Annotated in this window: 28 protein-coding genes; 13 read left to right on the top strand and 15 right to left on the bottom strand. The window is 67.1% G+C overall.

Annotated features, from left to right (window positions below; translation table 11 throughout):
- Nucleotides 1-8 precede the first annotated feature (8 nt).
- The 3 genes from JOF29_RS19380 to JOF29_RS19370 form a co-directional block, all read right to left on the bottom strand.
- Nucleotides 9-1,736: an ABC transporter ATP-binding protein gene (locus JOF29_RS19380; protein WP_209695563.1), complete on the bottom strand. Its 1,728-nt coding sequence runs from the start codon at nt 1,734-1,736 to the stop codon at nt 9-11.
- On the bottom strand, nt 1,729-3,468 hold the full coding sequence (locus JOF29_RS19375) for an ABC transporter transmembrane domain-containing protein (protein ID WP_209695562.1): 1,740 nt from the start codon (nt 3,466-3,468) through the stop codon (nt 1,729-1,731). The genes JOF29_RS19380 and JOF29_RS19375 overlap by 8 nt, the downstream gene beginning before the upstream one ends.
- Before the next feature lie 61 nt (nt 3,469-3,529).
- Nucleotides 3,530-3,781 (bottom strand): LuxR C-terminal-related transcriptional regulator, encoded by a 252-nt coding sequence (locus tag JOF29_RS19370; RefSeq protein WP_209695561.1) that lies wholly within the window; start codon nt 3,779-3,781, stop codon nt 3,530-3,532.
- A gap of 608 nt (nt 3,782-4,389) precedes the next feature.
- Here JOF29_RS19370 and JOF29_RS19365 point away from each other — a divergent pair.
- Nucleotides 4,390-4,671: a VOC family protein gene (locus tag JOF29_RS19365; RefSeq protein ID WP_209695560.1), complete on the top strand. Its 282-nt coding sequence runs from the start codon at nt 4,390-4,392 to the stop codon at nt 4,669-4,671.
- On the opposite strand, the gene JOF29_RS19360 is transcribed toward JOF29_RS19365, so the two are convergent.
- Together JOF29_RS19360 and JOF29_RS19355 are read right to left on the bottom strand one after the other, a co-directional pair.
- A complete protein-coding gene (locus JOF29_RS19360; protein WP_209695559.1) occupies nt 4,668-5,219 on the bottom strand; it encodes a dihydrofolate reductase family protein in 552 nt (183 codons plus the stop codon). The two genes, JOF29_RS19365 and JOF29_RS19360, sit on opposite strands and share 4 nt — an antisense overlap.
- Before the next feature lie 25 nt (nt 5,220-5,244).
- Nucleotides 5,245-6,090: a maleate cis-trans isomerase family protein gene (locus JOF29_RS19355; protein ID WP_209695558.1), complete on the bottom strand. Its 846-nt coding sequence runs from the start codon at nt 6,088-6,090 to the stop codon at nt 5,245-5,247.
- Nucleotides 6,091-6,164: 74 nt separating this feature from the next.
- Here JOF29_RS19355 and JOF29_RS19350 point away from each other — a divergent pair, with 74 nt between their 5' ends.
- Both JOF29_RS19350 and JOF29_RS19345 read left to right on the top strand, forming a co-directional pair.
- Nucleotides 6,165-7,067, top strand: coding sequence for a LysR family transcriptional regulator (locus tag JOF29_RS19350; protein WP_209695557.1), 903 nt, complete (start codon nt 6,165-6,167; stop codon nt 7,065-7,067).
- Nucleotides 7,068-7,253: 186 nt separating this feature from the next.
- Entirely contained in the window at nt 7,254-8,261 is a 1,008-nt protein-coding gene (locus JOF29_RS19345; RefSeq protein WP_209695556.1) for a class I SAM-dependent methyltransferase, read from the top strand.
- 27 nt (nt 8,262-8,288) lie between these two features.
- Here the strand turns inward: JOF29_RS19345 and JOF29_RS19340 are convergent, their stop codons facing one another.
- The 3 genes from JOF29_RS19340 to JOF29_RS19330 form a co-directional block, all read right to left on the bottom strand.
- Nucleotides 8,289-9,176 (bottom strand): aminoglycoside phosphotransferase family protein, encoded by an 888-nt coding sequence (locus JOF29_RS19340; RefSeq protein WP_209695555.1) that lies wholly within the window; start codon nt 9,174-9,176, stop codon nt 8,289-8,291.
- A gap of 112 nt (nt 9,177-9,288) precedes the next feature.
- A complete protein-coding gene (locus tag JOF29_RS19335) occupies nt 9,289-10,194 on the bottom strand; it encodes an aminoglycoside phosphotransferase family protein (RefSeq protein ID WP_209695554.1) in 906 nt (301 codons plus the stop codon).
- A gap of 103 nt (nt 10,195-10,297) precedes the next feature.
- Entirely contained in the window at nt 10,298-10,576 is a 279-nt protein-coding gene (locus JOF29_RS19330) for a putative quinol monooxygenase (protein WP_209695553.1), read from the bottom strand.
- 356 nt (nt 10,577-10,932) lie between these two features.
- Between JOF29_RS19330 and JOF29_RS19325 the strand changes: the two genes are divergently transcribed.
- Together JOF29_RS19325 and JOF29_RS19320 are read left to right on the top strand one after the other, a co-directional pair.
- Nucleotides 10,933-11,382, top strand: a complete 450-nt coding sequence (locus tag JOF29_RS19325; protein ID WP_209695552.1) for an adenylyl-sulfate kinase — start codon at nt 10,933-10,935, stop codon at nt 11,380-11,382.
- A gap of 129 nt (nt 11,383-11,511) precedes the next feature.
- On the top strand, nt 11,512-12,432 hold the full coding sequence (locus JOF29_RS19320; protein WP_307863469.1) for a phosphotransferase: 921 nt from the start codon (nt 11,512-11,514) through the stop codon (nt 12,430-12,432).
- A 176-nt stretch (nt 12,433-12,608) separates the two neighbouring features.
- Here JOF29_RS19320 and JOF29_RS19315 read toward each other — a convergent pair whose 3' ends face one another.
- Nucleotides 12,609-13,508 (bottom strand): IS3 family transposase, encoded by a 900-nt coding sequence (locus JOF29_RS19315; protein ID WP_209695550.1) that lies wholly within the window; start codon nt 13,506-13,508, stop codon nt 12,609-12,611.
- Complete coding sequence (locus JOF29_RS19310; protein WP_209695549.1) at nt 13,505-13,816, bottom strand: transposase; 312 nt, start codon at nt 13,814-13,816, stop codon at nt 13,505-13,507. The genes JOF29_RS19315 and JOF29_RS19310 overlap by 4 nt, the downstream gene beginning before the upstream one ends.
- Between JOF29_RS19310 and JOF29_RS19305 the strand changes: the two genes are divergently transcribed.
- Nucleotides 13,815-14,768 (top strand): class I SAM-dependent methyltransferase, encoded by a 954-nt coding sequence (locus JOF29_RS19305; RefSeq protein ID WP_209695548.1) that lies wholly within the window; start codon nt 13,815-13,817, stop codon nt 14,766-14,768. The genes JOF29_RS19310 and JOF29_RS19305 overlap by 2 nt on opposite strands.
- Before the next feature lie 638 nt (nt 14,769-15,406).
- The gene (locus tag JOF29_RS19300) at nt 15,407-15,997 is read left to right on the top strand and encodes an acyltransferase (RefSeq protein ID WP_209695547.1); all 591 of its coding nucleotides are present in this window, start codon (nt 15,407-15,409) and stop codon (nt 15,995-15,997) included.
- Nucleotides 15,998-16,056: 59 nt separating this feature from the next.
- Here JOF29_RS19300 and JOF29_RS19295 read toward each other — a convergent pair whose 3' ends face one another.
- Nucleotides 16,057-16,983, bottom strand: coding sequence for an aminoglycoside phosphotransferase family protein (locus tag JOF29_RS19295; protein ID WP_209695546.1), 927 nt, complete (start codon nt 16,981-16,983; stop codon nt 16,057-16,059).
- Nucleotides 16,984-17,130: 147 nt separating this feature from the next.
- Between JOF29_RS19295 and JOF29_RS19290 the strand changes: the two genes are divergently transcribed.
- The 3 genes from JOF29_RS19290 (at nt 17,131) to JOF29_RS19280 (ending at nt 19,254) form a co-directional block, all read left to right on the top strand.
- Nucleotides 17,131-17,949 carry an LLM class flavin-dependent oxidoreductase gene (locus tag JOF29_RS19290; protein ID WP_209695545.1) on the top strand — a complete coding sequence of 273 codons (819 nt, stop codon included), beginning with the start codon at nt 17,131-17,133 and terminating at the stop codon, nt 17,947-17,949.
- 58 nt (nt 17,950-18,007) lie between these two features.
- Nucleotides 18,008-18,412 (top strand): NUDIX domain-containing protein, encoded by a 405-nt coding sequence (locus tag JOF29_RS19285; protein ID WP_209695544.1) that lies wholly within the window; start codon nt 18,008-18,010, stop codon nt 18,410-18,412.
- A gap of 497 nt (nt 18,413-18,909) precedes the next feature.
- Nucleotides 18,910-19,254, top strand: coding sequence for a glyoxalase superfamily protein (locus JOF29_RS19280; RefSeq protein WP_209695543.1), 345 nt, complete (start codon nt 18,910-18,912; stop codon nt 19,252-19,254).
- An 88-nt stretch (nt 19,255-19,342) separates the two neighbouring features.
- Here the strand turns inward: JOF29_RS19280 and JOF29_RS19275 are convergent, their stop codons facing one another.
- Entirely contained in the window at nt 19,343-19,921 is a 579-nt protein-coding gene (locus JOF29_RS19275; protein ID WP_245357671.1) for a GNAT family N-acetyltransferase, read from the bottom strand.
- A 129-nt stretch (nt 19,922-20,050) separates the two neighbouring features.
- On the opposite strand from JOF29_RS19275, the gene metG reads away from it, so the two are divergent.
- On the top strand, nt 20,051-21,553 hold the full coding sequence (gene metG / locus JOF29_RS19270; protein ID WP_209695542.1) for a methionine--tRNA ligase: 1,503 nt from the start codon (nt 20,051-20,053) through the stop codon (nt 21,551-21,553).
- Here metG and JOF29_RS19265 read toward each other — a convergent pair.
- Nucleotides 21,546-21,734, bottom strand: a complete 189-nt coding sequence (locus JOF29_RS19265) for a class I SAM-dependent methyltransferase (protein WP_245359125.1) — start codon at nt 21,732-21,734, stop codon at nt 21,546-21,548. The genes metG and JOF29_RS19265 overlap by 8 nt on opposite strands.
- A gap of 123 nt (nt 21,735-21,857) precedes the next feature.
- On the opposite strand from JOF29_RS19265, the gene JOF29_RS19260 reads away from it, so the two are divergent.
- Nucleotides 21,858-22,781, top strand: a complete 924-nt coding sequence (locus JOF29_RS19260) for an aminoglycoside phosphotransferase family protein (protein ID WP_245357670.1) — start codon at nt 21,858-21,860, stop codon at nt 22,779-22,781.
- A gap of 1 nt (nt 22,782) precedes the next feature.
- Nucleotides 22,783-23,742, top strand: coding sequence for a GNAT family N-acetyltransferase (locus JOF29_RS19255; RefSeq protein WP_245357669.1), 960 nt, complete (start codon nt 22,783-22,785; stop codon nt 23,740-23,742).
- 4 nt (nt 23,743-23,746) lie between these two features.
- Here the strand turns inward: JOF29_RS19255 and JOF29_RS19250 are convergent, their stop codons facing one another.
- Both JOF29_RS19250 and JOF29_RS19245 read right to left on the bottom strand, forming a co-directional pair.
- Nucleotides 23,747-24,784, bottom strand: a complete 1,038-nt coding sequence (locus JOF29_RS19250; protein ID WP_209695541.1) for a Clp protease N-terminal domain-containing protein — start codon at nt 24,782-24,784, stop codon at nt 23,747-23,749.
- A gap of 87 nt (nt 24,785-24,871) precedes the next feature.
- Nucleotides 24,872-25,447, bottom strand: a complete 576-nt coding sequence (locus JOF29_RS19245; protein ID WP_245357668.1) for a TetR/AcrR family transcriptional regulator — start codon at nt 25,445-25,447, stop codon at nt 24,872-24,874.
- Between the last annotated feature and the right edge of the window lie 90 nt (nt 25,448-25,537).

Raw genomic sequence — 25,537 nt, 5'->3', positions numbered from 1 at the left:
GTTCCCTTCTACCGCGCGGCGGGGTCTCCGTGCCAGGCTCGCCAGAGCTGCCCGTAGACGCCTCCCGCGCTGACCAGCTCGCCGTGGGTCCCGAGCTCGACCAGCTCGCCCGCCTCCATGACCGCGATCCGATCCGCGTCGTGCGCGGTCTGCAGGCGGTGCGCGATCGCGATCACGGTCCGGCCGCGCAGCACGCCGGCCAGCGACTGTTCCGTCCGGCGCGCCGTCTTCGGGTCCAGGAGCGCGGTCGCCTCGTCCAGGATCACCGTGTGCGGATCGGCGAGCACGACCCGGGCCAGCGAGAGCTGCTGCGCGCCCGCGTCGTCGAGGTCCGTGCCGACCTCGGTGTCCAGGTCGCCCCGCCGGCCGACGGCTTCGAGGGCGGCGTACAGCTCCTTGTCGGTGGCGTCGGGTTTCGCGATCAGCAGGTTGTCGCGGACCGAGTCGTGGAAGACATGATGGTCCTGCGTGATCAGTACGACGTGCTCCCGCAGCTGCTCGGGCGGCAGCTCCGCGACCGGCGTACCGCCGATCGTCACCGACCCGGTCCGCGGCCGGTCGAGACCGGCGAGCAGGCGGGCGAGAGTCGACTTCCCGGCTCCCGACGTACCGACGATCGCCAGCCGTTCACCGGGCTGCACGAGCAGGTCGATGCCGCGGAGGACGTCGCGCGCGCCGGTGTAGCTGAAGTGTGCGTCGCGGACCTGGATGCGGTCGCCGAGGTTCTGCGCCGGCACGGTCGGTTGCGGCTCGGGGATGTCCGCGAGTCCTTCGACCCGTGCGTACGACGCTCCGGCGCCCTGCAGTTGTTCGATCCAGAGCATCAGGGTGTCGAGTGGGCCGACGAGCTGGCGCAGGTACACCGTCGCGGTCACCACGACCCCGAGGCTGACCAGGTCGCCGGCGTACAACGCGCCACCGACCAGCAGTACGCCGACCACCGGCAGCGCCAGCGAGACATCGACCCACGGGAACAGCACCGTCCGCAGCCACAACGCGTCGAGGCGCGCGGTCCGGGCGCGCATGACGGCGGACTCGGTGACCTCGACCCGGCGGCGTTCCAGCCCGAGGAGTTCGACCGTACGGGCGCCCTTCGCCGTACTGACGACGGCGTCGGCCAGATCCGCACCGGTGGCCGCCACGGCGAGGTACACCGGTCGCGCGCGGCGCAGGTACCAGCGCACCGCCGCGCCGACGCCGAGCAGACAGACCAGCCCGCACAGCCCGAGCCGGAAATCCAGGACGAGTACGGCGACGATCAGGAAGAGCGCGTGCATGAGGGCCACGAGTACTTCCGGCACGGCCGATCGCAGCGTGGATGCGACCAGCGAGGCGTCGGTGCTGCCACGGGCAATCAGGTCTCCGGCCGGAAGATGGTCCGCCGCGCGGGGCGGCAATGCGAGCGTCCGGCTCAGGAAGCGCTCCCGAACACGGGCCGCCGTACGCTCGCCGAACCGGTAGCCGATCTTCAGCGCCCACCACGCCAGCACGGTCTGTACGACGGTGAAGACCAGCGCCCCGAAGGCAAGCCGGTCCACCGCGCCGAGCACGTCCCCGCCGCCGGCGCGGATCGTGTCGATGATGCGGCCGAGCAACCACGGAGCCGCCAGACCTGCCGCTGACGCAAGCCCGTTGACGATTACGACCGCGACGACAGCGCGGCGGTCGGCGCTCAGGTCCCGGATCGCGGCGGCCCGGACCTCGGCGGGGCCGGCGACCGGCAGCTGGCTACTCATCGGCGGTCCTCGCTACGAGGTCGCGATAGTACGGGTTGCTGCGCAGCAGGTCCGCGTGCGTGCCGGCCGCGGACAACTTGCCGTCGACCAGGAGGATGACCTCGTCGGCGCGATCGAGTACCAGCGGCGACGTCGTGGTGATCACCGTCGTCGTGTTTCGCCTGGCCGCGCGGATCCGGTCGACGACGGCCGCCTCGGTGTTCGCATCGAGCGCCGAGGTCGGCTCGACGGCGAGCAGTACGTCGGGTGCCGAGTAGACCGCGCGGGCGAGCCGGATGCGCTGTCGTTGACCGCCGGACAGGTCGGTGCCGCCGGCCGCGATCGGGGCGTCGAGCCCGCCGGGGAGCGCCTCGACGACGTCCTCGGCGACCGCGACGCGGAGCGCCGTACGGATCCGGTCGTCAGCGGGATCCACGCGTCCCGCGACGACCTCGCGCACCGTGCCCGCGAACACCTCGGCATCGTTGTCCGCGACAACCAACCGGCGCCGGAACTCGGTACGGCCGATGCTGTCGATCGGCATCCCCGCCCAGGTCACCCCGACGCCGCCGGCACCAGCGTCTACCTGTCCGAGGCGTTCGACAACCGCGGTGGCATCTGCCGGCTGGGCGGCGACCAGGGCGGTGAGCACGCCGGGGCGGACCACAACTCCAGACGTCGGATCGGCCAGCGGGCCTTGCGGTACGGCGCCGTCGTTGTCGCGGGCGACCGGCAGGTTGAGCAGGTCGATGATGCGCCGGCCCGCCACCCGGGCGCGGGCGATGTCCCCACCGCCCTCGATGAAGGCGGAGACTGGGACGACGAGTACGGCGACGTACCCGTAGACGGCGACCACATCGCCGATCGTGATGGCGCCGGTCGCGGCCATCCGCGCCGACAACCACACGACGGCGGCGAGGAACAACGCCGGCAATCCTGTGGACAACGCGCCGACCCAGCTCGCGGGACCGGCGATCCGGTAGCCGTGGCCGATCAGCTGCTGCGACTCCTGTCCGTACCGCTCCGCGACGAACGCCTTCCCGCCCAGACCGTTGAGCACGCGCAGCCCGGCAAGTATGTCGACGAGGCGCGTCGTGAGGTGGCCCTGGTGTACCCGGTACGTGCCGCCGGTGCGTTCGATGCGCTGCAGGAACGGGCCGACCGCGACCGCGAGCAGCGGTACTCCCGCGAGTACGACGGCCGCCAGGAGCGGGGAGATCGTGAACAGCACGGCCGCGACCACGGCGTACGCGATGACCGCGCCGACGCCGGGGCCGGTGACCGTCAGCGCCTGGGCGACCGTGTACACGTCGCTGATCCCGACCGTCACCACCTCGCCGGCGGTCATCCGCCGCTGGAGGGACGCGCCGAGGCGGGACGTGTGCCAGACGGTCGCACGGACGGAGCGGAACGAGGCGTCCATGCGGATCTTGGTCATCGTGCGGTGCCGTGCGATCCCGAGGAGCGCGTTCAGGACGCTGACACCGAGCAGCAGCAGGACCCACTTGACCAGGGCGCTCGTGTCGCGGGCGGCAAGTCCTTCGTCGACGGCCTTGGACAAGACCCACGGCGGTACGGTCAGGCCGACCATCCAGCAGGTGCCCAACGCGGCGCCCCAACCGACCCGCCGCGCCTGCTCTCGCGTGAGCCAGAAGAGGAACCGGTACGGGCTCGCCAGGTCCCTCTCACGCGGCGGACTCCAGGTGTCGCGCGTACCGTCCAGCCATCCACGAAGACGCCCCGCGCTGGTCATGCCGCAGATCCTCGCAGCTCGTGATCGGATTCACAAAGGGGTGGTGCCAGGCCAGTCCGGACTACCAGACCCAGACGGCGACCTCGGCACGGTTCAGGGCCTCGAGCTTCGTCCGGAGGCCGGCGACGTGTCCCTTGACGATGCTGAGCGAGATGAACAGCTCGGCGGCGATCTCGTGGTTGGCACCGGCTCGACCCTCGTCCGCCTCGGCGTCATCGACCGCCTGGCCGCGGGGGAGAATCCCGGCCGCGTCCTGCCCGCGGTCACGCTCACGCCGGCGCTGCTCGCCGTACCCTTCTGATCTGGCAAACAAAACTGCAGTCGGGGGACAGGTCCTTCTACTTGGCCCTCGCCACCGGCGGACTCGTCGCCGGAGGCTTCTACGTCTGCCTACTCCTGGTCCTGCTCCGAACCCCCATCCGCTCCGTGCTGAAGCGATCTTCAGCCCCCTAGTACTACAGCCGTAGATCGTGACCCTTTCGGCGTCGGCAGTTGCAGAGTCGGACGCGGTGACGTGGCGGATTTCGTTGCAGGTATGGGGGATCAGCTGGTCGTCGGCGGTCGGTGTGGCGTGGTTGTGGTGGGTGTGGTCGATTCTCGTGCGTTGGTGACGGCGTCGAGGGTGGCGCGGCAGCGGTAGACCAGCTCGCCGCTGCACACCCCACCGTGTGGGTGGACGGCGTAGCTCGCGGCCGGACGTAGGTCCGGGTTGGGGAGGATGTTGTGCCGAATCGGGCGGGAAATCCTCCCCAACTCGCCGTGCTGAAGTGGTGCCGGAGCAGCGCCGGGATCCGCGGACTTCCCCGGGGGACCTCCCGCACTCACCTACCCTCGAAAGATGCAGTCAGCAGCAGTTCGCGCGGGAATTGAGGGAGCAGTGGAAATGTCGCAGTGCTGTGCAGACCTGGCCGGTCACCTGTGATGGGCGAGCCGCCGCGGATCCGGCTCGGGGCGGTGACGATCATGGCAGCCCATCCGCGTGAGTTGGCGCGGTTCTACTCGCGGCTGCTGAACTGGCCGTACATGCGGGAAGAAGGCCCGCGTCCGGGTGAACCGGCGGAGGCCGGCTATGCGCTGGTCTGCCCGCCCGAGGGCGTCGCCGAGCCGGCGTTGAACTTCGACTACGAAGCCGACTATCGCCGACCGCACTGGCCGGCCGTCGACGGCGAGCAGACCTCGACGATGCATCTGGACCTCGGCTAATCCGTGGAGCGGTAGATGTGTACGACGACGCCGCTGGGGAACGGCACCGCCTCGACGAGGTTCAGGTGCCTGGGGTCCGGTAGTTGGTCGAACAACGACTGTCCGGTGCCCAGCGCCAGCGGCTGGATCAGGAGGCGGTACTCGTCGATGAGGTCCGCCGCGGCCAGAGCGCCGGCCAGCCGCCGGCCACCCCACACGATCACGTCCGGGCCAGGCTCGGACTTGAGCGCGGCGATCTCGGTCGCGAGGTCGCCACGCGCAACCCGGGTGATCGGCCAGCTGGCCTCGGCGTCGGTGAGGGTCTTGGAGAACACGATCTTCGGGATGTCGTTCATCGGGGCCGCGTAGTCGTCGTCCGAGTGCGGCCAGAACGACGCCATCTCCTGGTACGTCGTACGCCCCATGAGATGGGCGCCTGCCGTGCTGATGCGGTCGAGCTTCCACCGCTTGAGTTCGTCGCCTTCGGGGATCGACATTCCGGGGTGTCCGCGGTCGCTGCCGACGAAACCGTCCAGTGACATCGACATGTACAGAATGACGTCTCGCATGGTATTTCTCCTTTGTTTGTTCCGGTCAGTCGAACAGCATTCCGAACCCTTGGACCGGTGCTCGGACATTCCGGAGAATTGACCACAGCAGGACCTGATTGGCCTCCAGAACGAGGCGTCCGGTGCGGCGCTCCAAAGGCAGAATGGCGCGAGCGGCGCGCAAGCCGTTCCCGCCGATGAAGATTGCTTCGGCGCCGGGGGAGAGGTGTTGTGCGACCCACTCGACGACCATCTCCGGCTGGACTCGGCTCGGGTCGTCGGGAAGGTCGGCCAGCCGAGCGTCCACGACCTCGAAGCCCTGGCCGCGGAAGTACTCGGCGCCGAGGTCGTTGAGCGCGTGCCCGAACCACGGCGGATGAACCAGGCTGACGCGGTTGATGTCCCGCGACCGCAACGCCGAAACGGCCGACAGGGACGTGGCATACGCCGGCACGCCCCACCGGTCCCGGAGTCCCTTCACGAGCGCGGACTCCTCGTCGTACCCAAGCACATACCCGCAGCCCGTCGACGCGACCGCGAGTACGTCGGCCGCAGGCATCACCACCGCCGCCGCCTCGTCGAGAGCGAGCATGTCCGCCGTGGGCATCAGCGCTGACGCCGCCCTGTCGAGGGCGAGTACTTCTGCTGCAGGCATCAGCGCCGAAACCGCCTTGTCGAAGGTCGGCCTCGCCTGTGCGCGCACGCCGTCGGCTGAGGTCGGCACCGTGGTAGGTCGTGCATCGTCGGGGCCTCGCCTACGGGGCACCTCGTTCGAGGTCCTGGAGAGCTTGACGCGGACCCGGCCCGGCGCCATGTCCGGTAGCTCGACGTCTGGACCAGGTGTTGCGTGAGGTGTCAGCACGCCCACCGTGATCACGCCGTTGAGGTCCATGACTTGACCCTCGCAGCGTGGAGGGCTGCTATCAACGCCGATCTGCAGCACGGAACGTGTAGCATCGCTCAACGATGCCGGACGTCGAGTTGCGTGAACTGCGCGTGTTCCTGGTGCTCGCCGAGGAGCTCCACTTCGGGCGCACCGCAGGGCGCCTTGGCCTCACGACTTCGCGAGTCAGCCAGACAGTACGAGCTCTTGAGCGGAAGCTGGGCGGTCAGGAGCTCTTCCGCCGTACCAGCCGTGTCGTCGAACTGACCGAGGCCGGGTCCGCACTGCAGGCCGAGCTGAGTCCCGCGGTTGCAGGCCTCGAGCGCGTGCTGCGTACGGCGACCTTTCGAGGCGCCGGGCCGGGGGTCGTGCGTGTCGGGCTGCTGAACGCCGCCTCGGGTGTGGACGTCCTGAGCCGCGCCATCGAGCAGTTCGAGACCCTGTACGTCGGCGCCACGGTGCAGCTGAGTACCACGCCGTTCAACGACCGTCTCGGTCCTTTACGCCGTCGCGAGGTCGACCTCGTCGTAACACGGCTTCCACTCGACCAGCCCGACATCGTCGTCGGCCCGGTGCTCAGCGCCGCGGACCAGCGCGTCGTGATGCTAGGCCGCACCCATCCACTCGCCGACCGCGCCGAGCTGTCCGTCGAGGACCTCGCAGATCACGACGTGAGGCGACCCTACGGACTCACGCCAGAGGCAGCCGAGGCGACGTGCCCCTCCCGAACACCGTCCGGCCGCCAGCTCCGATTCGTCGACGCTGCAGTCGAGGACAACGCCGAACTCCTGTACCTCCTGGCCCGAGGCCGCCTCGTACACCCCACGGTCGCGCCGTTCGCGGACCACTTCCACCACCCCGACGTACTCACAATCCCACTCCGCGACCTGCCCCCGTCCGCCTGCGCGCTCGCCGCCCTGAAAAACATCCACGACCCAGCCCGCGACGCCTTCACCGCCATCGTCGCCACGCTTACCACAACCTGACAACCGACTTCGAGCAGGCTCGGGGGAGCGCCAGCTTCAATGGGGGTGCAGGGGCAGGTAGTTGCCACAGGCACCGGACGAGGGCCGTGTGGTTCGGTGAGGAGTACGTGACCAGCACGGTGACCGCCGATCGGCGCAGCTGGAACGCCGTTGCCGGCGAGAGTGCGGTGCGAGCAAGGCAGCGCCATGAGTCAACCACGCGTGCCGCCGGCTGCAAGTACGGCGAAACCCGAACCGTTGCCGCGAACATCGGACGAGGCTGCGGCGACCGAGTACTGGGCGCATCTCTACGGCCGGTGGGACCCGTTGGACCAGGCTGGGGTCGCGCTGTCCATCAACGGGTTCACCCATCCCATGGTGGGTGGGCGATCGATGCCTTCACCGGCGTACCTCGCGGCGGCGACTATGGTCTGTCTCGTGGCGATGTCAGACGACTCACGGGCGGATCCTCAGACCGACACTCCTGGGGATCCGAGCCAGGCGTGGCTGGAACTTGCTCCGGACTACGAGCGGGCCCGAGCCAGAGAGGATTCGCTGGATCGGCTTGTCGAGTGGCCTGCGCAGCGAGAACTTCTGGGTGAGGTCACCGGACGGTCGGTGCTCGATGTCGGTTGCGGCAACGGCGGGAAGCTCGCTGAGCTGGTTCGAGACGGTGCGGCTGCCTCGGTAGGTGTCGATGTCAGTGGCAACTTCCTCAGCGCCCCGCCGCCTGGCTTGGAGTTCATCCGGGGCAATCTCTCTGAGCTGGATTCTGTGCCCGGGCTTGACGGTCGCCGGTTCGACCGGATCTTGTTCCTGCAGTCCTTCGGCTACGCGAAAGATCCGGTCCGCACCCTGCAGGCAGCGCGGACGATGCTGACCGACGACGGATTCATCCTGTTGACCAGGACGCAACCGATCCGATACGCCGTCGAACGGGCCGAACAGAATGGTTCCTCCTTGGGTGAAGAGTATTTCTCCACCGCCCCGTTCTCCTACGTCAGCGGCTGGAACGACCAGATCACCCTCACGAAGCGTACGTACACCGTCTCTGACCTGATCAACGTGTTCAGTGCGGCAGGGCTGTGGATCGAGACCGCGATCGAGCCCCAACTATCCGAGGACGCCCGACGCCGCTACCCGCACAAGCAGGCGTGGATGAACAAGTACCTCGGCATCCTGATCTTCAAGCTCCGGCCCCATCCCGGCCGGTAGGCGGGGGACTGCAGCACGATCCGGTGACTACGCCGTGAGGCGATCCGCTTCGGCCAGCAGCAGATCGCCAAAGGGCTGAAAGCCAATACTGCAGGCGTAGACGCCGCTGACGACTCGGTGGATAGTTCCCCATTCCCAGATGGCGGTGGCATCCACGCCCGTGCGAGAGGCCAGCTGCTCAGTCCGCGCCCACAGGTCATCGCCGAGGTCCGGGTTGCACCGCACGATAGTGCCGAGATCGCACGCCGGTTCGGCCCGCAGTCCGGCTGGATCGATGAGCTTGTAGCTGCCGTCACTCGCCTGCAGGGCGTTCATCTCGTGGATGTCACCGTGGACCAGAACCGCGGACCGATCGTCGTGGGCAAGGCGCCGACGATCCATGCAATTCAGCGCGTCCGCCACGGTGGCCGGCGAACACGGTCGCCCCGCCTGCTCCCATAGCCTCGGCAGCCGATCGGCGTACTGCTCAGCCAACTTCGCCCCGGTTGGAAGGTCGATGTCGGGACCGATCGGCCGCCACAGGCGAACGGCCACTTCGCACAGCAAGTCGTGGCGGCTTGCAGGGTCGGCCACGAGGTCGTACATCGGAGCCCCAAGGCGCTCCAGCAGAAGGGCTTGTCGACCCAGGTCTTCGCGCAACAGCTTGGCGCATCCTGCTCCGTTCGCCAGGCGCAACGCCATGGCCTCCTGCGCGACGTCCCGACCTGGTACGCCGACCTTGAGGACGGCCGGAGTTCCGTCAACCAGCGTCACCTCGACGGCCAGAGCAGCGTGACCGCCCGCGAAGCTGCGACCGATGACCAGAGACCACTCCCGGGCCAGCGAGTCGACCACGCCCGGCAGCTCGTCCAGCCAGGATTCGTTCCCGTCGGCCACGACCGTCTTCCGGACCTGCTCGGGAATGTCGAGGCTCACACCGCCAGCCTAACCAAGCCGTGATCGCACCCGGCGCTGCGAGGTCTCGTACTACCGGAGACTCTGCGTATTGACCGCGTGCGTGTTCGGTCGCGATGGCGCTCGGAGAGCATCATCGAGGAGCTCCGAGCAACTCACCGATGACGTGCCGCGTGTAGTTCGCCACCGCCGGGTTGGTGTCCTTTCGGTACGACCACACGATCAGGGCCTGGGACAGCACACGCCCGCGTCCCCGGAGCCACGTCGCGTCGTCCACGTCCAGCGCCGCACGGAACTCGTCGCGGACGTTCGCGGGCAGCAGGTACCACACGGGAAACAGGTCGCACGCCGGATCGCCGACACCGCATGTCTCGAAGTCGAGCACCGCGGTCAGCCGGCCCTCCGCCGACACGAGCAGGTTGCCCGGCGTCAGGTCCGAATGCACCCACACCTCGCGCCCGTCGTATGGCGCGGCGAGCGACTCCTCCCAGGACGCCAGCGCTGCGCGAGTGTCGATCAGGCCGTCCAGCTCGCCGATCGCTTTCCGCGTCGAGGAGTCCATCGAGACCATCGGAGCGCGCGTACGGCGCTCGCCCGGATACGCCGGCGGCCGGTCTGACAGGTCGATCCGCCGGAACTCGTCGACGAACGCCGCGAGGTCCGTGGCCAGCCGGCGTGGGTCGACGAGCGCGTCGGGGGAGGGGTGCGTACCGGCGAGCCAACGGTGGACGGACCACTCGCCCGGGAACGCGTCGGTGGGTGAGCCGATCGCCTCGACAGAAGGGATGGCCACAGACAGGAACGGCGTGAGTGCCGCGAGTTTCGCCTGCTCCCGTCGGACTTCGTCGGTGATCGAGGGCCGGAACGGCAGCCGTACGGACAGGTCGCAACCGAGGCGGTAAATCGCGTTCACCAATCCACCGGAGTCGACCGGCTCCAGCGGCAAGGCTGCCCACTGCGGGAACTGAGCGGCCACCAGCTCGCGGACCAGCGGCGTATCGATGTCGGCCTGGTCGGCGTGCAACTTGCGGGGACTCACGAGCCATTCGAACGGTCGGACCGGTCCGCGGTCAACCCGTTTTTCTTCGCGTCGGGGTGGGATCTGAAGTAGTCGCGGAAGGCTCGATCAGACCGCGGTGGGGCTATGACTGCACGGCAGTCTCAAACTTCGTGAGAACAGGAATACGGTCCAGGACGTCGCGTAGCTTTGTCGCTCCTTCGCCCTGTCGCCACGCACGGTAGGCGAGATCGTGCTCGTTCGACTCCCAGAGTTCATAGGCAACGTAATGCGCGGGGTCGGCAACGTCTGCGAGTAAGTCGACACGCATGCAACCTGCGAAATCCCGAGTTTCCTTGAGGATCTCGGCGAACATGGCTGGCCCGTCGACCAAGTGGTCGGCAGCAAAGTGCACGTCGAGCATAGCGGTTATCGGCATGTAGGCTCCCGTTTGTTGTCGGCCGGTCGGTGGTACAGCAACTCCGTGCGATGCACTTACGACTGACCAATCAGGCTAGAGCAAGGTCGTCCCGGCGGTCGTGCCGGACGGTCGTGCCGGACGAGGGAGCCGGGCGGGGGAGCCGGGCGGGTCCGACGGGCAGCTCGCCGCGCCGGCAGCCGGCCTGGGCAAGACCCGCCCGGGGTAATGGTTCCGCGGCTACGTAGCTGACTCATCTGATGCCATACGCAGGCTAGAACTGGTAACCCAAGTATTTGCACTCCAATGAGTTGCCGCCCAAGAGACCCAGGTCGCGCCGCCGAGGGACTTAGTTTGGTTCGATGCATGGTGGACCGGCGACGGTAAAAGGACTTCTGATCACTGGCACCGTTGGCGTCGGCAAGACGACAACCGCTCGGGTGATCGGTGAGCAGCTGCAGAAGCTGGGGATCCCGCATGCGGTTATTGATCTGGACGAGCTGGCGCGCGGATGGCCGGCCCCGGCCGAGGATCCCTTCAACATGGAGCTCGAACTGACCAACTTGGCCTCCATGGCGAAGAACTACCGTGCTGCTGGGGCGATGCGTGTGGTCGTTTCTGGAGTAGTTGAGAGCCGCGCCGCCGCGCGCAGGTACGAGGCGGCCATCGCGATGCCGATGAACCTGTGTCGGCTCAAGACCGATTTGGAACGCGTCCGGGCGCGGCTGACTGAACGGCACGTGCCGGGACCCCTTCGGGACTGGCACCTTCGGCGTAGTGGCGAACTGGATTTGGTCTTGGATGAGGTCTAGATGGAGACTGTGTTCTTGTCGACCCTGGGCTCGACGCGCCGACACAAGTGGCGCGACGCGTGATGCGGGCGATCGGTTGGGCGCACTCGGCGTGAAGGCATCCAGCAGCGGCGATTCGTCGGCCGTAGGATGCTGTGCATGTGTTGCGCTCAGCCCGAAGAGCTGCCAGCCGAGGTCCTGCGCGACGTGGCCGGCGTGGTCGGGGCAGAGGTCACTCTTCTCAGTCGCCTGCCCGGAGGCTTCGATGTGGGTGCCATGCGCGTCCAGTTGGCCGGAAGGGCAAATGCAGTGCTCAAAGCATGGCCCCGGGCACGGCCCCACCAGCTGGACGAGACGTTGCGAACCCAGCGAGTGGTCGAGCACATGCGTAGGCGCGGCTATCCCACCCCGGCCTGGCTCGGAGTGGGAGCCACAGCCACTCACGTATGGCACCTCATCGACTTCATTGACGCCGCTCCCGTGGCAGAGCTGACCCCGTCCCTCGTTGAGCAGCTGATGGAGATCAACGAACTCCAGGCCGGCCAAGCCTCCGAGCCCTACGACCACTGGTCGTACGCCTGGCGGCTGGCCACCGGTCGGGAATCCGGTCAAGACCTAGCTCCGAGTTTGTCGAGGGCTGTCGCCGGGCTTTCGGGGTATTCCTCCGTGGTGTCGGCCTTGGTCGAGCGCCTGCGGCTCGTGTGTGCCGACATCCCACCACCACGAGAGGGACCTGACATGGTCCATGCCGATTTCAAGCCCGACAATGTCCTGGTCCGTGACGGAGCGGTGGTGGCGGTCGTGGATATCGGGAACGCAGGTAGCGGGACGCGGGCGACTGATCTCACCACCCTCCAGTGGCACACCTTCCAGAATTGGCTGGACGGTGCCCGAAGGCGGCTGTGGACGAGAATCCTCGACCTGGTCGGCTGGGAGGGGGCGGCGGTGCTCGCAGCGACACAGATCCTTACTCAGCTCGAGTGGCCCATCCGTCACGGGCGCCACGATGTCGTTCCAGGCGTGGTCAAGCGCGGCCATCGCGTCCTCGACGAGCTGAACGCGCTTCGCTAGTACGCAGACTGCAACCGGTAGCCCGAGCTGTTCGACAGCCAAGCAGATTGTCTGCACGGCTGGACTAAGGGCCCGCACCGGGCAGCCGTCACAGGGGAGCGATGAGTTACGCATCAGATGCAACTCATCGGCCTTGGGCTTGACCCGTTTCGACGGACAGGGTCGATATGAGGTGGTCAGGCTACCTGCTCGGCCGTGACCGTGAGGCTGGATTCGTACTGTGTAGGGCTGAGATAGCCGAGGGTGGAATGGCGCCGGCGGGTGTTGTACCAGCCCTCGATGTAGTCGAAGAGCGCGCTGCTGGCGGCCTTGCGGGTCGGCCAAGCACGGCGGTGGATCAGCTCGGTCTTCACGGTGGCGAAGAAGGACTCGGCCACGGCGTTGTCCCAGCACTGACCCTTGCGACCGACCGACAGTGTCACGCACAGATCCCTTGCCAGGTTGGCGAACTGGGCCGAGGTGTACTGACAGCCCCTATCGGAGTGGAACACCACGTCGGCCGCGGGCCGGCGCCGGTTGACGGCGTCGGTGAGCGCGTCGGCGACCAGGTCGGTGCGCAGATGGTCAGCGACGGCCCAGCCGACGACCCGGCGGGAGGCGAGGTCGATGACGGTGGCCAGGTAGAGCCAGCCTTGCCAGGTGTGGATGTAGGTGATGTCACCGCACCAGCGGCGATCCAGCTGACCGGGGTGGTCGGGGTCGATGTCGAAGTCGCGGCCGATCAGGTCCGGGCGGGTGGCTGCGGCCGGGTCGGCGATGGTGGTCTTCTTCCATCTTCGTGGGGTTCGCCCGTACCGGTCGGCGGCCCGCATCAGCCGGACGACCCGTTTGCGGGAACACCGCTCGCCTTGGGCCCTCAGCTCGCGGTGCACCCGCGGCGAGCCGTAGGTGTAGCGGGAGTCGTCGTGGATCTCGACGATCTTGCCGGTCAGTTCGGCGTCGCGCTGCTCGCGCAACGAGGGGCCGCTGGTGCGGTCGGCGTAGTAGGCGGAACGGGAGACCTGCAGCAACTCACACGCCCGCTTCACGCTGTGATTGCCCGCCTTCTCCGCCTCGATGAACGGGTAACAGTTCACCGGGTCTCCTTCGCGAAGAAAGCCGTGGCCCGCTTGAGGATCTCGACATCCTCACGCAGCCGGCGAGCCTCCCGCCGTAACTGGTTGAGCTCGTCTCGCTCGCTCGTGGTCATCCCACCGTCACCGGTACCGGCGTCACGCTCGGCCTGGTTCAGCCACTGCCGGACCGCGGTCTCGGTCAGATCGAAGTCCTTCGCGACCTGACCCACCGACCGGTCGCCGCGCTGGCACAACTCGACGATCTCGGCCTTGAACTCAGCAGTGAACGAACGACGAGGCCGCGGCTTCTTCTTGCCCATGGACTCCATGATGAACATCCTTCCGGAGCACAAGCTCCTGATCTCGGATGTCCGTCAAAACGGGGCAGGCCCACCTTTACCCGACACCCTGCGTATCAAGATCGTGCGCATTCGGCGTCCGGTGGTCGTCAGCCCGGTGGTGAAACCGCATGCAGAGCTGGCTGGCGGGGCGGTAGGTTACATGGCTGTCCCTGCCCACCTGTCGTCGGAGAGGTGTGTCCATATGTCCACGATCAGTAACTCAGAGGCGATCGCAGCGTGGTCGGCGATGCCGACTGACGCGATTGAGGCGTACGACGATCAGGGCGACTTTCCCAAGCGCCACTTGATGAATGGGAACCTGCTCCGGATGCTGGGGCCCGTTGATGGTCGGAAAGTCCTCGATGCAGGCAGTGGCGAAGGCTATTTGAGCCGGCTGTTGGCCGAAGGCGGAGCCGAGGTCGTTGGTGTGGAGCCGGCTGCCGCACTGCTGGCGCGCGCTCAGAAGATCGAGCAGGAGCGGCGTCAGGGCATCAGCTTCGTGCAGGCTGACCTCTCGACGTTGCCGGGGGACGTTGGTCAGCCGTTCGATGCGGTGGTCTGCAGCATGGTGCTGCTCGCCATACCCGCCTGGCAGTCGGCGATGGCAGCGTGCGTCGGCGCACTGAAGCCGGGCGGCCGGTTCGTGTTCTCGATCACCCATCCGGCGTTCGAGAATCTCTACCCAACGTGGCGGGATCACGGTCATTACCAACTTGATCGGTACTTGGATGAGTACGAGATCCCAGAGGGCCATGCACCCGACTTCCACCGCCCGCTGTCGGCCTACATCAACGAGGTCGTCGGTCTCGGCTGTCGCGTCACTGAACTGTGCGAACCGAGACTTGATCCACAGGTCGCACGAGACAGCGGAATCGAGGCGATCGAGTCCTACGTCGCACTGCCGAACTTCCTGATCGTCAGCGCCGAACGCGACAGATGAGCGCCGATCGCCGGCACCGCCCTCTGCCCGCCGCGACACAATACGCAGACCTTTAGTTGACATAATGTCCATTATCGGCGCACAAAGCAGGGGAGTTGCATTAGGTGCAGGCAGTCTCGTAGCGAGGCGCGACGCACGGCAGCGTTCCGAGGCCGACTGAGCCGACCCGACCGTCGACGCCATCGCACTCGAACTCAATGACCGACCTCGATAGACCGTCGGATTCAAACACCATCACAAGCACTAGTTGAGGTGTCACGTTGACCGCCTGAACCCGCAGCGATGAGCCGGCGCGCCTCGCCGCCTAACGACCGACAGCACGTGGCCGGGATCAGGGCGCCGCACCCCCGCCAATCCCGACTCTTCAACTCCCGTCACTCCAACGTCCGGCGGCGCCAGTTGTCTCCGGGGCGGCGTACGTCGTCTCCGGCCATGGTGTCGCCGTCGTGGGCGCCCAGGCCGAGCGCTTCTGCCGCGCCCCAGGATGACAGGCCTCCCCGAAGGCAACGCCACCTTTGACTACGCGCTGGTTTGGTACACCGACGACGAAAACCCACTGGTCGAAGGATTCCTGACTCACGCTGGTGCTTCGTCGAGTTGACGCTCGGTGGGGTCCTTGCCCGCGTAGCCTGGCGGGTGTGGAGGAGCTTGGTGGGCAGGTGAAGGTTTGGGTGCGGAAGTGGCGGTGGTACCAGCGGAGTTCGTTGCCGTGGAACCGGGGGCGGATCCACTGGGAGCTGATGCGGCGCGGGGCGTTCGCGCGGTGGCCGTTGCACGGGAACGTGCTGGAGGCTTTGCAGGACGGGCGGCTCGAGGTCGGGGCCAACGCGATGTTCGAGCCCAACGTGTGGATCACCATGGGCGACGAGGGGCGGGTGCGTATCGGCGAGGGGACGTTCCTGAACGTCGCGGTGATGGTAGCGGCTCTCGACCTGGTGGAGATCGGGTCGCACTGCATGCTGGCGAACGGGTGCTTCGTGACGGATGCCAATCATCGGTTCGACGATCCGGATCGGCCGGTGCCGTGGCAGGGGTTCGATTCCAAGGGGCCGACGCGGATCGGCGACAACGTCTGGCTGGGCGCGAACGTCGTCGTCACGAGCGGGGTGACGATCGGCGAGAGGTGTGTGATCGGCGCCAACAGCGTTGTCACGCAGGACATTCCGCCGTTCTCCGTCGCGGCGGGCGCACCGGCGAAGGTCCTGCGAGCCGTCACCTACCCTTCTTGACGCCGTGCTCGGTCTTCACGTTCTGAACGCCCGACCCTGACCACCTCAGTACTGCGGGCTCACGCCGTCAGCAGCTCCACCAGACCGTCGACCAGAGCGATCAGCCGGTCTCGGTCGGCGCCGGTGCGGCCTCTGCGGAAGCCATGACGCCGGCCCCAGAAGGCGGACTGGACGGCGTGTAGTTGAGCCCAGCGTGCGACGCGTTCACGGTCGAGTTCCGCGGACTCGGCGAAGATGTCGAGACTGCGCCGCAACCCGGCGGCCGGGTCTGCAGTGGTGAGGATGGTCAGCGCGCGGGTCTTGAGCAGGATGCCCGCGTCGTACGCCGGGTCGCCCGCGTAGCCCTTGGGGTCGACGGCCAGCCATGGTTCGCGGTCGGCTCGCAGGATGTTCCTCGCGTTGAGGTCACCATGGATGAGCACGTCCGGCTGCGCCTGCGCCAGGTCGCGGACCGTCGCCCGGGCGGCCTCCACCGCAGCATGTGACAAACCATGTGTCAGTTCGCGGGAGTCTCGTTCCAGTTGCTCCGCCCAAGCAGTCGCCTGATCCTGCAACCGAGGCAGGTACTGTGGCGCCGGGACGGCCAGCCGACGACTGATCCGGCCGGCGACAGCGGCGATCTCGTCCTCGTCGTCGACCATCGCGAGAGTCGTCAGCTGAGCCCGTTCGAGCAGCATCGCGAAATGCTCGTCGTCCCGTTCATGCAGTACGACGGCCCCACGGCCGCCCCACGCCGCGAACGCATCGGGCTCGAACTCGTTACCTGGATGAGGAAACGACACCTTCAGTACGACGTTGCCCACGTCCCGGCGCCACGCAGGGACGATCACCCCGACCCCGCCGTACAGCAGCCTGCCTTCCGGCTCGCACTCCCACCGGGCCAGCAGCTCAGCCACTAAGGCGGGCAACCCGGCCAGCCACGCAGTACCGGCCTCGCCCTCGCGCTCGACCGTGGATCGGGCGAAGACCTCCGGTACGTCGATCACCCGAAGCAGGTTACGTGCGGCCGCGTTCAGTGGTGACGATGCCGCCGACCTGTCAAAGTTCTGGTGCGGCGGTGTCGGATTCCGGATGGCCGGATCGTAGACAGGGCAACCGGACCGAGCACTCCCCCAGACTCAAGGAGAACAATCATGCCCGACCAGGCCAGCCGAGCGACCAGGCCGTTCCGCTTCGGGGTCGTTGCCCCGCTCACGTCTGACCTGCCGACGTGGCGAGACCGCGTGCGCAGTATCGCCGACAGTGGTTACTCAACGTTGCTGATGCCCGATGTTCCTACGTGGCAACCGGCACTTGGCCCCACGCTGGCAACCGCGGCGGCGATCGCCGACCTGCGGATCGGCTCGTGGGTCTATGCGGCCGCGCTGCGCGAGCCATGGAGCACAGCATGGGAAGCTCACTCACTCTCAGTACTTACGGAAGGCCGCTTCGAGATGGGCATCGGCGCCGGCCGACCCGGGATCGAAGTCGAGCTGGGGCTGCCTGCCGTCTCGCCGGCTGAGCGGCGTACCAGAATGCGCGATACCGTGGCCGCCCTGCGTACGTTTGACGGCCCCGATCTGCACACGCCGGTTGTCATGGCGGTGAGCGGACCGAAGTCGCAGGCGCTCGCCCTCGAAGTCGCTGACGCCGTCACGTTCGTACTCCCACCGGAAGACGATCGGGTCGAAACCACGAAGCGGGTACGCGACTTTGCCGGCCGCCGGGATGTCGAACTCGTTCAGCACGTCGCCGCGGTCGGTGACGGTGTCGCGCCGTTCATGGCGCCGCCCAACCTCGACACCGCGGCGCTCCGCGCGGCCGACTCGCTCGTCATACTTCCGAGTGACCCCGCGGCAGCCGCCGAAGAAATCCAACGCCGACGCGAAGAGATCGGCTTCTCGTATTTCGTCATCGGCGCCGACTTCGCCGACACACTCGCGCCAGTCGTGGCCAAGCTGGCCGGACAGTAGGCGGCGGCACGCGTACGGCACGCGGCATGCAAGGTGCTTTCGCGTCTAGAGTGCCGCCATGGTTGCCCCGACTCGGATCTCAGTTGCTGCACTTGTGCGCGATGGTCTCGTGCTCCTGGTGCATCGCCACCCATCGCGCCGGTGGTATCCCGACTGCTGGGACCTCGCCGGCGGGCATGTCGAGGCGGGCGAGTTGCCTCACCAAGCTGTCAGTCGGGAATGCCTCGAAGAACTCGGGGTCCAGGTCCACGATCCGGTACCCATCCCGATGACGATCAGCGACCCGAGCCTCGACATGCACGCGTTCCTCGTCACGCGCTGGGCCGGAGAACCTGTCAACGCCGCACCCGAGGAGCACGACGATCTTCGCTGGTTCCGGCCCGGTGAGCTCGCGAACCTGAAGCTGGCCCACCCGGCGAGCCTGTCGAGCATCCTCAACGCCGTCCAGGTCGCAACCGCTTAGCCGGTACCAACCCGCCCGCGCATCAGCTTCTGGATCAGTTGCTTGCGCATCGTTGGTTCCTGAACAGGGATGGCGCTCACGCGGCCGAGGGCCAATTCGCTGTGATAATCTCGACGTCGCAGGCGCGGGTTCAAACCCGGTCGTAGGGCGCAACGGCACAACAAGCCGAAAGGGCAAGGCCCACCTACTTCAAGACCGAAGAGGGAGCGCCATGCCCAAGCTCGAAACCTACAAGAAGCAGGCGAAACTGCTCGTTCGCTGGCACCGCGAAGGAAACTTCTCGATTGGCGGCCGCATCCGACAGCTCGCGCGCTATCGCGCGTTGTCCGACGGCGAAGCACTCGCGCTGAAGTTTCCCCTCACCGAAGCCCAAGAGATCATCGCCCTCGAAGCGGGCTGCGCCAGCTGGGCCGAACTCAGGGCGAGCACGGAAGCGGCCCCCGCCCACCAACGAGCAGCCGGAGACTCAGGACACGGCAGTCGCGAGCGCCAAACCGGTGCTGTACGTCGTCGACGTCGATGCCGCGGCCACGTTCTATCGGGACCAGCTCGGCTTCCGGATCGACTTCTTGCACGGCAACCCGCCGTTCTACGGATCGGTGTCGCGCGACGGCGCGACCTTGCACCTGAAGTTCGTACACGAGCCGGTGTTCGCGGCCGGTGCCGCGGAACGAGAAGGGCTCATCATGGCGTTCGTCGATACGCCGAACGTGCGCGAACTTTTCACGGAGTATCTGGCCGCTGACGCCGAGATCGTGCAGAAGCTGACCAAACAAGCGTGGGGCGGCACCGACTTCATCGTGCGTGACCCGGACGGCAACGCGATCGCGTTCGTCGGCTGAGGCCCGACGCTGCTCCAACTCGTTGCTCCGGCGACCTATTTTGCCAGCCATTGGCGGACGTTCTTGTGCTTGTGGGCGGCGTGGTTATCTAGATCAGTTGCTTGCGCATCAGCGTTATCCGCGTTTGGTAGCGGGTCGTGGATCCGTCCGCGGTCTGCTGGTTCCATGAGCCGATTTCGGTGCCGCTTGCCGTGTAGCCCAGTCGTTCGTACAAGGCGCGTGGTCGCGAGCTGTTGTCGTCCACTCCGAGCTCGGCCCAATGGAGCCCGCGGGCGCGGATGCGCTGCTCCAAGGCCGCGATCAGAACCGTGCCGATTCCACATGACCGCAGTTCCGGCTGGACCGACAGTTGCCAGATTGTCGCTGCGCCGGATGGTTTCGTGTAGTCGGCGCCGCCGACCGCGACCGACAGGCCGGAGGGTGGGCAGACCGCTAGGTAGTCGACCTCGCCGCGACGGGCGCGCTGGATCGCTTCGGCCAGGTACGCAAGATCCGTCGCTGTCCCGTACCAGCCGCAGGCGGGCAGGTCATCTTCGGTCAGATTGCGAACGGTCAGCGGAACGACAACCTCAGGCATAACCAGCACTCTGACAGGTTGCCGCCTTCGACTGCCAGAAATGAAATGGCCGGATGCTGGGTTCGGTCGTATCGTCGTGGGCATGTTCATTGCGCAGCGGATGATGGGCCCCTTGGTGGGCAATCTCGTCGCGCGCTGAAACCGAGTGAGGCGAGCCCACGGTGGTGGGCTCTAGCTGATGTGGGTCCCTGCCGATCTGACAGGGAAGGAATCCCACTGATGAACCCGTACTACATCACGACCGCGATCCCGTACGTGAACGCGGCGCCGCATCTCGGGCATGCGCTCGAGTTCGTGCAGGCTGACGTGCTCGCGCGCCACCGGCGGCTTCGTGGTCAGCCGGTCCGGTTCCTGTCCGGGACCGACGACCACGCGCTGAAGAACGTGCTCGCTGCCCGGAATGCCGGAGAGCAGGTCGCGGACTTCGTCAACCATGCCGCCGACCGCTTCCAGGCGCTCCAAGGGCAGCTCGAGCTGAGTTGCGACGATTACGTCCGTACGTCGTCCGACCCACGTCATCGGCCCGCCGTCGAGTATCTGTGGCAGCGCTGCGCCGATGCGGGCGACTTCTATCGGCGTACTTACACGGGTCTGTACTGCGTCGGATGCGAGCAGTTCCACGAGCTGGACGCGTTGATCGGCGGAGCCTGTCCTGAGCACGGCACCGAGCCGGAGCAGGTGACGGAGACCAACTGGTTCTTCCGTCTCACCCGCTACCAGGATCAGATCAAGGACGCGATCACCTCTGGCGCCCTCGCGATCAACCCACCCCAGAAGCGCAACGAAGTACTCGCGTTCCTCGACAAAGGCCTCGAGGACTTCAGTGTGTCTCGTCCAGCTGTCCGTGCGGGTGGATGGGGCATCCCTGTCCCCCGCGACCCCAGCCAGGTGATCTACGTCTGGTGGGACGCACTCACCAACTACATCACCGCGCTCGGCGTCGACCGCCCCCGCGAGGAGTACGAGACCTGGTGGGCAGGCGACGGCGAACGCGTGCACGTGATCGGCAAGGGCATCACACGCTTCCACGCCGTGTACTGGATCGGGCTCCTCCTCTCAGCGGGTCAGCCGCTACCGACCACCATCCATGTGCACGACTACGTCAACCTGGGCGGCGCCAAGCTGTCCAAGAGCACCGGCAACATCGTCGATCCAGTCGACCTGGTCGACACCTATGGCGCGGATGCCCTTCGCTGGTGGATCACCCGCGAAGTTCCGCTGCTCGGCGACACGGAGTTCACCACCGCACGTCTGCGGCAGGCGTACAACACCGACCTCGCCAACGGCCTCGGCAACCTCGCCAATCGGACCGTGACTTTGCTGCACCAGTACTTCGACGGGCAGCTCTGCCGCGATGGCGAACCCGCGATCGGCCCGACTTGGGACAGCGCAGGTCTGGACGCCGTCTGCGCCGCGCTGCCGTCGAAGGTCGATGCGGCCCTCAGGATCGCGGACTTCCGGTCGGCAACCGGGCACTTGGTTGCCGCCGTCGACCTTGCCAATCAGCTCCTGAACTCAGCAGAGCCATGGAATTTCCTCAGGAACGCCGGCGGCGATCAGCGCCTCGTCCACCAACTACTCAGCCGCGTCGTGCAGGCCTGCCGCACGATCTCCACGGAACTCACGCCGTTCTGCCCAGGTGGGGCCGCACGCCTCGAATGCCAGCTCGGCAACCGCGATCGCGTCGCGCCCCCAGAGCCGGTCTTTCTCCGTATCACCTGAACCGGGTCTCAGGACGCCTCGAGAGTGAAGAAGATGAAGCTGAAGTCATTGTCTGGAGTGGACGGTGCCAGTTGCTGAGGTCTGCGTCAGCGCCGAGGCGTTGGCGGGCCAGGTCGAGCATGGCGGTGCTCTGGTCGAAGCCGGTCCTGATCGCGCCCTTGTCGCGGAACGCCGCTGACAGCGGACCGGAGCCGCAGCCGCAGCCGACGTCGAGGATGCGGCATCACCCGATCAAACAGCAACCGGCGAGGCGCTGTCGAGAAAACCGGAGGATCGGCCGGACGATGTCGTGCATGCTGTCGGGATGAGTGAGACGCCGGATCTTGGTCCCGTGCCGGAGCGCATCGAGATCGAGGCGGCTCAGGTACGTCGTCTTGTCGCGGAGCAATTCCCACAGTGGACTGCTCTTGCCGTGCGGCCGGTGGACAACGGCGGCTGGGACAACCGGACGTTTCACCTCGGTGCCGACATGGTCGTGCGGATGCCCAGCGCGGCGGAGTACGCCCAGGCTGTCGAGAAGGAGCACCGGTGGCTTCCGGTGTTCGCTCCCCTGCTGCCGTTGCCGATCCCGGTGCCGTTGGCGCAAGGTGAGCCAACGTCGGCGTACCCGCATCCGTGGTCGATCTACCAGTGGCTCGACGGTGTGACTGCTACGGCGGACCGGATCGCGGATCCGGTGCAGTTCGCGCTCGACCTGGCCGGATTCCTGGTCGCCTTGCAGAGGGTCGACGCCACCGACGGTCCGCAGCCGGGCATTCACAACTGGTACCGCGGCGGCACGCTGCGCACGTACGACGAGAACGCCCAGGCCGCCTTCGAGGAACTCGAGGCGTACGTCGACGTCGAACTGGCGCGGGAGATCTGGGCGAACTCCGTCGACGCCCGCTGGGACCGTGTCGACCGCTGGTTCCACGGAGACGTCGCCGAGGGAAACCTCCTGCTCGAGAACGGGCAGTTGTCGGCGGTCATCGACTTCGGGACCTGTGGCGTCGGCGATCCAGCCTGCGACCTGGCGATCGCCTGGACGTTGCTGACCGCCGACGGCCGGCAGGCGTTCCGGAATCGGCTGTCGGTGGACGATCCGACCTGGGCACGCGGCCGCGGCTGGGCGCTCTGGAAGGCACTCGCAACCTATCGGTCCACGTACGACGATTCCGAGGACGCCGAGACCGCCGCGGGCGCGAAACACGTCCTGGACGAGATCTTCGCCGAGTACCAGGACAGCTGAGATGCACTATCCGTTGACGGACGAGCGACGTGACGCAGTACTCGACGGGCTCGCGGACGTCTGGGGACATCGGCCCGATGTCGTCGGTGCGCAGCAGATCGGTCACGAGTGGGCGCCGGTGACACGACTGTTGTTCGACCGCGACGAGCCGGTCATCGTCAAGACGCGGCGCGTGGACGGCGAAGGGCACGGCGGGCCGGCGTACCTGCGGCGCGAGGCCGCCGGGCTGCGTACGGCCGAGGCCAGCCCGCTGGACCGACGCCACCTATCCCCCGCCGCGCTTGTTCCCTGCCTTCAACCAGTAAGGTTCCTTGTGATGCTGAGCTATCCCCTCCTCGATGTGCGCGTCGGTACGCCGGTACTGGAGTTGCGCGCCGCCACGGACGAGCTGCTGGACCAGCTCGCCCCCGTGGTTCATGCGGGCAAGATGCACGCCGAGCCGACGCCGTACGACGATCCGATCTCGTTCTTCGAAACCGACCCGGATCTCCGCGTGGCCAAGTGGTTGCGCTCGATGTGGCGTGGCCGCGGGAACATCGACGCCGTCAAGTGGCGGCTGTACTTCGTGGTTGTCGTCGACGGCGAACCGGTCGGTATGCAGGACGTCATCGGCGTGAACTTCTCCACCTTCGGGACCGTCACGTCGTTCTCCTGGCTGTCCGTCGACCACCGCGGCCGAGGGCTCGGCAAGGAGATGCGTCAGGCGATCCTCCACCTCGCGTTCGAGGGGCTCGGTGCGAAGGAAGCGAGCAGCGACGCGTTCGTCGACAACCTGGGATCGAACGCGATCTCACGGTCCCTCGGGTACGCGCCCGACGGGTTCGACTGGGCGACGCGCCGCGGCGAACCCGCCCTGCTCAACCGGTGGCGGCTCAACCGGCAGACCTGGGAACAACACCGCCGAAGCGACATCGAACTCCACAACGTCGACGCCTGCCACGCACTCCTGCCGTTGTCCTGAGCAACTACTCCGCGAGCCGCGCGGCGATCTCGGCCTTGATCGTCTCGTGCAGAGCGTCGGACGTGAAGCCGAGACCACGCAGGATCTGCGCCGCGCCGCTGTCCTTGACGCGGATCAGCCCGAGCAGCGTGTGTTCGGTGCCGACCCAGTCGTGCCCGAGTTCGCCGGCCGCGCGGAGGGTCTCCTTGATCGACTCCTTGCTGTCCGGCCCGAACGCGATGTGCCCCTGGATCGCCTGCTCCCCCGCGGCCGGCAGCGCGGTCTCGATCGCGTCGCGGACCTGTTGCTCGGAGGTGTCGTGCGCGGTCAGTACGTCGTACGCCAGCCCCCTTGGCTCCGACAGCAGACCGAGCAGGAGGTGTTCGGTGCCGATGAGGTCGTGCTTGTGGGTACGGGCGGCCTCTTGCGCGAGGACGATGCAGTGCCGGTTCAGGTTGGTGTACCGGGCGAAGACGTCCGACGTACGCGCACGCTCGGCGCTCTTGTCGGACACGCCGAGCGCGTCGCCGATCTCGCCCCACGACGCGCCGCTCAGCTTGGCCTCGCTGACGTAGTGGTCGACGAGCTGCTCGCCGAGGTCGGTCAGCGCGCGGGCGCGGCGGCGGGCCTCGGCGATCCGCGTCAGGTCGTCCGCGTCCGGGTGGTCCTCGTACACGCCGGCGATCAGTTCGCCGAGGCTGAGGTTCAGTGCTTCAGGTAATGCCATGGTGTTGTCCTGTCCTTTGAGAAGGGCAACGAGAGAAGTGATGACCTCGCGGGCCGAGGCGCGGTCCGTCTCGACGTGGCGCCAGTACGACAGCACCTCGTCGGCGGCGGCCTGCGGAGTGGCTGCCCGGATGATCGCTGCGATCCGCGGCAGCGGTACGGCGGCCGACCGGAGCCGGGCGACCAGGCGAGCCTGTTCGACCTGGTCGTCGGTGTAGTACCGGTAGCCGTTGTGCTGATCGACCGCGGCGGGCGTCAGCAGGTCGAGTTCGTCGTACAAGCGGAGCGCCTTGGCGGTCAGCCCGCTCGCCCGCGCGAACTCGCCGATACTCAGCACGTCGGTCCCATCCTCTCGACTGCGGCGCTGGTGCGCCTGAAGCCGACCTTCGGCATTCCCCTAAGGTCAAGGTCAACCCAGGCGGCGTCAGGCCTCGCGGCTGCGGTACTTGAGCAGGCCGTCGACGCCGCGTTCGAAGGTCTCGCAGATGGGTTCGGGGTCGCTGAGGCAGCCGGCGGTCATGGCGCCGTCGCGGAGCATCACGAAGTGCTGGGCGGCGGGCTCAGGGTCGGGTTTTCCGGTGGCGGTGAAGAGCTCGGTCATCGTGGTGAGGAACCAGTCGCGGTGCCTGCGGACGGCCTGGTGGACGGGGTGGGTCGGATCGGGGTACTCCGCGGCGGCGTTCAGGAACGCGCAGCCGCGGAAGCCCTTGCTGCTGATGTCGTCGGTGATGGACTCGGCGACCGCCCGGATCACGTCGTCGGGGGTGCTGCCGGTGCTGCGGGCGGTCTCCACGCGGGCGCGCACCGCCTCGTCCACCGTGGTCAGGTACGCGACGGTCAGGTCGTCCTTGCTCGGGAAATGCCGGTAGAGCGTGGCGCGCGTGACCTGCGCCTCGGCGATCACCCGGTCGACGCCGACTGCGTGGATCCCTTCGGCGTAGAAGAGTCCGGTCGCCGTCGTGAGCAGCCGCAGCCGCGCTTCCGAGATCTGCGTTCCCATGCTGTCGACGGTAGCAGATAGAACGATCGGTCTTGCGGATGGAGGCGTCGGTGGTGCACACTTCAGGTGTACCGATCGTTCTATCTACTC

It is taken from the genome of Kribbella aluminosa, assembly GCF_017876295.1.
GTDB lineage: Bacteria > Actinomycetota > Actinomycetes > Propionibacteriales > Kribbellaceae > Kribbella > Kribbella aluminosa.
This window is presented reverse-complemented; position numbering and strand designations above follow the sequence as displayed.